We start from the raw sequence: 6,000 nt of genomic DNA on the forward strand, positions 1-6,000 counted from the left end.
GGCGGCTATTCCCAGAATTTTGACTTCTATGCTAGGAATAGGGCTGAAATCAAATCAGCCCTTCCCATAACTCCCCTTTAAACCGGGGTTAAATTGTCTTGATTCTGACTAGCGAGAAACTTCTCTAATTCCGTAATCGCATCGGCATCGACTTTAGTTTGCATGGGACAGAATTTCGGTCCACACATCGAACAAAACTCCGCCGTCTTATAGATATCTGCGGGTAAAGTCTCATCGTGGTATTCCTTAGCGCGATCGGGATCCAAGGATAACTGAAATTGACGATTCCAATCGAAATTATAACGAGCAATGGAGAGTTCATCGTCACGATCCCGCGCTCCGGGACGATGACGGGCGATATCTGCCGCATGAGCCGCTATTTTGTAGGCAATTAAGCCATTTCGCACATCTTCAGCGTTGGGTAAACCGAGATGTTCTTTCGGGGTGACATAACATAACATCGCCGTCCCGTACCAACCCGCCAGAGCCGCCCCGATCGCCGAAGTGATATGATCGTACCCTGGAGCAATATCGGTGACAAGGGGACCAAGAACATAGAAAGGTGCTTCGCTACACTCCTCCATTTGTTTTTTCACATTAAATTCAATTTGATCCATGGGAACATGGCCAGGCCCTTCCACCATCACCTGTACATCGTGTTCCCAAGCGCGACGCGTCAGTTGGCCGAGGGTTTTCAATTCCGCTAATTGGGCTGCATCGGAAGCATCGTGGGTACAACCGGGACGTAGGGAGTCACCGAGACTAAAAGAAACGTCATAACGCTTGAAAATCTCGATAATTTCATCGAAATGGGTGTAGAGAGGATTTTGCTTGTGGTGGTGCAGCATCCACTTAGCAATAATACCACCACCCCGGGAGACAATCCCGGTCAGACGGGTTTTGACTAAAGGCAGGTGTTCGATGAGGATTCCCGCGTGAATCGTCATGTAATCTACCCCTTGCTGGGCGTGTTTTTCGATAATATGCAGGAAATCTTCGGGGGTGAGTTTTTCAATATTGCCGTGAACGCTTTCCACCGCTTGATAGATGGGTACAGTACCGATGGGGACAGGAGAAGCATTGATAATCGCAGTGCGAATTTCGTCCAAATTACCGCCACCCGTGGAGAGATCCATCACCGTATCTGCGCCGTATTTGACCGCTAGGTGTAATTTTTCCAGTTCTTCGTTAATATTCGAGGAGTTAGGGGAAGCCCCGATATTAGCATTAACTTTACACTTAGAAGCAATACCGATCGCCATGGGTTCGAGGTTGAGGTGATTGATATTAGCGGGAATAATCAGTCTTCCTCGGGCGATTTCGCTGCGAATCAATTCGGGAGAGAGATTTTCCCGTTTTGCCACATACGTCATCTCTTCGGTAATTATCCCCTGACGGGCGTAGTGCATTTGCGATACATTTGCTTGTCCGCGCCGGGGGGCAACCCATTCTTGTCTCATAATTTTATTTCCTCTGTAAACAGCTTCCCTACGCTGGAATTACCCAGTCTCAGGTTCTAAGGGTCTTTCTCAGCCTGATTGCCTCAGACACCCCTAGCTATGACGGCAATTGTACCACTGTTGAGGACTGAGGAGATAAAGCTTAAGATTGTTGTTTGATTGGGCAGTTAGGCTAAAACCCACTTAGACCCCCTACAATAAACTTCTTAGGTGACGAATACTTAAATTTTCCACAATTGGGAAAAATTAGAATCCGGCCATCTAGAGAATACCCGTCTGGGTTTGAGCCTAAACAAGCTCGAATTATCCGCAAAGCGTCGGGATTTTACGTTTCGGTTTCTTTCCAATCTACGGAATTAGTTCCCGATATGACAGTGGGGAAGACCTGTTTAGGAATTGACGCGGGAATTGCAAGTTTTGTCGCTACTTCACGGGGAGATTTAATCAAAGCCCCTCGATTTTTGTTGAAAGTACAGAGTAAGCTTAAATTGCTACAAAGACGCTTGAAACGGAAAACTAAAGGCTCGAACAGTTGGTTAAAACTCCAAGATAAGATAGCGAGATTACATGAAAAAGTGTCTAATACTCGTAGAGATTGGCATTTTAAGTTAGCTCATTACTTTTGTGATCTTGCTGATAATATTTTCGTTGAAGATATTAACTTCGTTTCTTGGTCTAGAGGGATCGTTAGAAAACAATCTCTAGATTCGGGCATCGGTAGTTTTATTAACGAGATACTACCGTTTGTTGTTTGGAAACGGGGAAAATAAGTAGCTGGTTATAATTAAATTAAAAATGAATTTTAGGTTCGATCCCCCCTGCCCCCCTTGATAAGGGGGGTGCCGATAGGTGGGGGGATCCCCCCTTAATCCCCCCTTAATAAGGGGGGCATCTGATAACTTTTAACGCCTACCTACTTAGGGTTAGCTGAATAAATCTTAAAACCTTGTTGGGTAAGACTTTTAGACCTTTTGTCAATCAAAAAGTACCGGATATGGGAGTGATCGGGGGAAATTTAGGCACTTTTTCCCTGAAAATTAGGTAATTGGCCACCTCAAAACTGGTAAAACCCCACACCCCACACCCCACACCCCACACCCTGCCACCACCGAAAAACTTTTTCAGCAAACCCTACTTATTATCTTAAAGTCGATAAAAACGGAACTTCCCAGGATTGTCCTAATTGTGGTGCGATTACCGGCAAAAAAGCGTTATCGGAAAGAGTCCACCGGTGTGATTCTTGCGGCCACATTGAACCAAGAGATACGGCATCAGCGAAGGTAATCGAGAACCGAGGAAAAAATGCGGTCGGACTGACCGTGTTAGAAAACGCTCGCGGAGGCGATTTGACGGGGGGCGTTCAGTTAAACCTGTTTGATCTAGTCAAGAGCCTATGAACCAAGAATCCCCCGCTACACCGCGCGAGCGGTTAGCGGGGGAGAGTCAAGCTTCCACTAAACGAAAAGCCGCACCCAAACCGACAGCGATCTCATCGGGAGAAATTCTGCCATCATGGTTAATATCGATCGCATCAAATACCGCATCGGTTCCCGCCCATTCTTCCCGGGTGATGAAACCATCCCCATCATGATCATAGACTCGAAAAATATCTTCGGCGGCGTGTTCTAGGGTTGACTGACCTTCCAACTGGGTTAAACGTTGAATCAGCAATTGTTCTAATAATTCTAAAGCTTTGGTAAAACCTTGAATACCTTCCGTTAGTTTTTCGGAAGCCATGGCATCTTCGGCGTGCATTTTCTCAAAAGTCGCTTGATCCATGGCAATTTTGACAATATCAAGGGTTGCGGCCTGGGCTGGATCGAGCTTACGGGGTAAATCGGCTTCTGTCTCTTGCAATTGTTCGAGCAGTTTCGGAGAAATGGTTAAAAGATCACAACCAGCTAACTCGCAAATTTCACCGATATTGCGGAAACTTGCCCCCATAACTTCGGTTTTATAGCCAAACTTTTTATAGTAGTTATAGATCTGGGTAACGGATTGGACTCCCGGATCTTCAGCGCCAACGTAGTCTTTACCAGTTTCTTTTTTATACCAATCGAGAATCCGACCGACAAAGGGAGAAATTAAGGTTACTCCCGCCTCCGCACAGGCGATCGCCTGATGGAAACCGAATAATAGGGTTAAATTACAGTGAATTCCCTCTTTTTCGAGGACTTCTGCGGCTTTAATCCCTTCCCAAGTCGAGGCAATTTTAATTAAGACTCTTTCTCTAGAGATACCTGCTTGTTCATACTGGGAAATGAGATAACGGGCCTTGTCGATGGTAGCTTGGGTATCGTAGGAAAGACGAGCATCTACTTCGGTCGAGACGCGGCCGGGGACGATTTGCAGGATTTGCAGACCAAAACCGATCGCTAGGCGATCAAAAGCTAATTTGGCCACATCTTCCGGGGTGGCCTGCTTTCCCAATTCTTTTCTGGCCGCTTGCAGGGTTTGATCGACAATCGGCCGATATGGGGGCATTTGGGCCGCGGCCGTAATCAGGGAGGGGTTAGTGGTGGTATCTTGGGGTGTAAAAGCTTCGATCGCTTGGATATCGCCGGTATCGGCAACAACCACTGTAAATTGGCGTAATTGTTCTAGTAGGGTTTTAGCCATAACTTCTCCAGATGCGTGTTAACGCGAGACTTTATCTGGATCTTAGCGATTCGATCGAGAGGAAGGGGAAAATTCCCGATTGATTTAATTCCCACCCACAGACCTTGGCAAAGTGGGGATAAGCGCAGCAATCTTTTGGCCACTCCTTGCCCAAAGTCCTCTATTTGTGATAGTATTAGTGATTGTGTCGATTTAATAAAAGGGAGTTTATGCCCAAGCTAAAAACGCGAAAGGCGGCGGCCAAACGATTCGAGGCCACGGGAAGCGGCAAAAAAATCAAACGTCGCAAAGCCTTCAAAAATCATCTACTCGATCATAAAAGTGCCGAACGCAAGCGCCGTCGTTTGTCCCAGATTACCCTGGTACACGAGCGCGACGAGAAGGAAGTGCGCTTAATGTTGCCCTATTTGTAAATTTTCCAGAAAAATCGTCTAAAGGATTATCATGTCTAGAGTAAAACGGGGGAATGTCGCCCGCAAGCGACGCAAAAAAGTTCTCAAATTAGCCAAAGGTTTTCGCGGTTCTCACTCGCGCTTATTCCGTACCGCTAACCAACAGGTCATGAAGGCCTTGCGGAATGCCTATAGAGACCGTCGCAAACGGAAACGCGATTTTCGTCGTCTTTGGATTACCCGCATTAATGCCGCTGCTCGTCAACAGGGCATCAGTTACAGCCAACTGACCGGACAATTAAAGAAAGCTAATATCCTCCTCAATCGGAAAATGTTGGCCCAATTAGCTGTCCTCGATCCCGTCGCTTTTGCTAAAGTGGTAGAACTAGCCAAAGGATAATTTAGCCCCGAGCATGACGGAAACTTGGCAAACGATTCAATTCCCCAGTTCAGAAAGTGCGATCGCTTTAGCGGGTCATCAAGAAGCTAACCTCAAATTGATAGCCAGGCAAACTGGGGCGAATTTAGTCCTCCGAGGGATGGAATTGCGGATTGCGGGGCAACCAACCCCCGTGGAGCGCGCCACAGCGATTGTGCGCTCCTTAAGTATTTTATGGCAAGAGGCCAAGTTAATCGCCGAAGCCGATATTATGACGGCTATCCATGCCCTCGATACGGGGCGTTCTAGCGAGTATAAAGAACTACAGCAGGATATTCTCGCTCGTACCCGTCGCGGGGAGCTAATTCGGGCAAAAACCTTCCGTCAGCGTCAATATATCCAAGCGATTCAAAGTCACGATATCACCTTTTGTATTGGACCTGCCGGCACGGGGAAAACCTTTTTAGCCGCCGTTTTAGCCGTACAAGCTTTATTAGAAGATAAAGTAGAACGGATTATCCTCACCCGGCCGGCCGTGGAAGCGGGGGAAAAATTAGGCTTTCTCCCGGGGGATTTACAGCAAAAAGTCGATCCTTTTTTGCGTCCCCTCTACGATGCTTTATACGAATTTATCGAAGCGGCCAAAATTCCCGACCTGATGGAACGGGGTAAAATCGAAATCGCACCCTTAGCTTATATGCGGGGACGAACCCTAGCTAATGCTTTTGTGATCGTTGATGAGGCCCAAAATACCACCCCAGCACAGTTAAAAATGGTCTTAACTCGCTTGGGATTCGGTTCGCGCATGGTAGTAACTGGAGATGTCACCCAAACCGATTTACCGCAACAACAGGAATCGGGGTTAATTGCCGCTCAAAAAATCCTAAAATCAGTAGAAGGGATTGCTTTTTGTTACCTATCCCGGGCCGATGTGGTGCGTCATCCCTTAGTACAAAAAATTGTCTCAGCTTACGAACAGCACGAAAAATAACAGATTGTTGAGATAGTCGCTCTTGTACTCTTGCGAGAGAGTATTGTAAAGTTTTGTAAAAAATATATGCAAATGACTGCAAACAACTGCTAATATGGTTAGTACAAGTTTACATTGCAGTTCACATGAAACTATCAGATTATGCTAAGAAAAAAGGGA

Annotated in this window: 5 protein-coding genes, 3 pseudogenes and 1 riboswitch; of the genes and pseudogenes, 5 read left to right on the plus strand and 3 right to left on the minus strand. The window is 46.5% G+C overall.

Annotated elements, in window-relative coordinates; all coding sequences use genetic code 11:
* Positions 1-77: 77 nt before the first annotated feature.
* A complete protein-coding gene (gene thiC, locus EWV68_RS18860; protein WP_002736411.1) occupies positions 78-1,460 on the minus strand; it encodes a phosphomethylpyrimidine synthase in 1,383 nt (460 codons plus the stop codon).
* An 8-nt stretch (positions 1,461-1,468) separates the two neighbouring features.
* A riboswitch (TPP riboswitch) is annotated at positions 1,469-1,565 on the minus strand.
* A gap of 86 nt (positions 1,566-1,651) precedes the next feature.
* Here thiC and EWV68_RS18865 point away from each other — a divergent pair.
* Positions 1,652-2,227, plus strand: a pseudogene (locus EWV68_RS18865) (RNA-guided endonuclease InsQ/TnpB family protein); the annotation flags it as partial.
* A gap of 146 nt (positions 2,228-2,373) precedes the next feature.
* Here the strand turns inward: EWV68_RS18865 and EWV68_RS21970 are convergent.
* Positions 2,374-2,558 (minus strand): annotated as a pseudogene (locus EWV68_RS21970) (hypothetical protein).
* A gap of 38 nt (positions 2,559-2,596) precedes the next feature.
* Here EWV68_RS21970 and EWV68_RS18870 point away from each other — a divergent pair.
* Positions 2,597-2,857, plus strand: a pseudogene (locus EWV68_RS18870) (zinc ribbon domain-containing protein); the annotation flags it as partial.
* Between the two features lie 46 nt (positions 2,858-2,903).
* Here EWV68_RS18870 and EWV68_RS18875 read toward each other — a convergent pair.
* Positions 2,904-4,079 carry a transaldolase gene (locus EWV68_RS18875; protein ID WP_061432004.1) on the minus strand — a complete coding sequence of 392 codons (1,176 nt, stop codon included), beginning with the start codon at positions 4,077-4,079 and terminating at the stop codon, positions 2,904-2,906.
* A gap of 209 nt (positions 4,080-4,288) precedes the next feature.
* Here EWV68_RS18875 and rpmI point away from each other — a divergent pair, with 209 nt between their 5' ends.
* From rpmI to EWV68_RS18890, 3 genes are read left to right on the plus strand one after another with little or no spacing between them, the layout of a single operon-like run.
* Entirely contained in the window at positions 4,289-4,492 is a 204-nt protein-coding gene (rpmI, locus tag EWV68_RS18880; RefSeq protein ID WP_002781071.1) for a 50S ribosomal protein L35, read from the plus strand.
* 31 nt (positions 4,493-4,523) lie between these two features.
* Positions 4,524-4,871 carry a 50S ribosomal protein L20 gene (rplT, locus tag EWV68_RS18885; RefSeq protein ID WP_002791991.1) on the plus strand — a complete coding sequence of 116 codons (348 nt, stop codon included), beginning with the start codon at positions 4,524-4,526 and terminating at the stop codon, positions 4,869-4,871.
* A gap of 13 nt (positions 4,872-4,884) precedes the next feature.
* The gene (locus tag EWV68_RS18890) at positions 4,885-5,841 is read left to right on the plus strand and encodes a PhoH family protein (RefSeq protein ID WP_002772048.1); all 957 of its coding nucleotides are present in this window, start codon (positions 4,885-4,887) and stop codon (positions 5,839-5,841) included.
* Positions 5,842-6,000: the final 159 nt, after the last annotated feature.

It is taken from the genome of Microcystis sp. M_QC_C_20170808_M9Col, from assembly GCF_007095495.1.
In the GTDB taxonomy this organism is placed as follows: domain Bacteria; phylum Cyanobacteriota; class Cyanobacteriia; order Cyanobacteriales; family Microcystaceae; genus Microcystis; species Microcystis aeruginosa.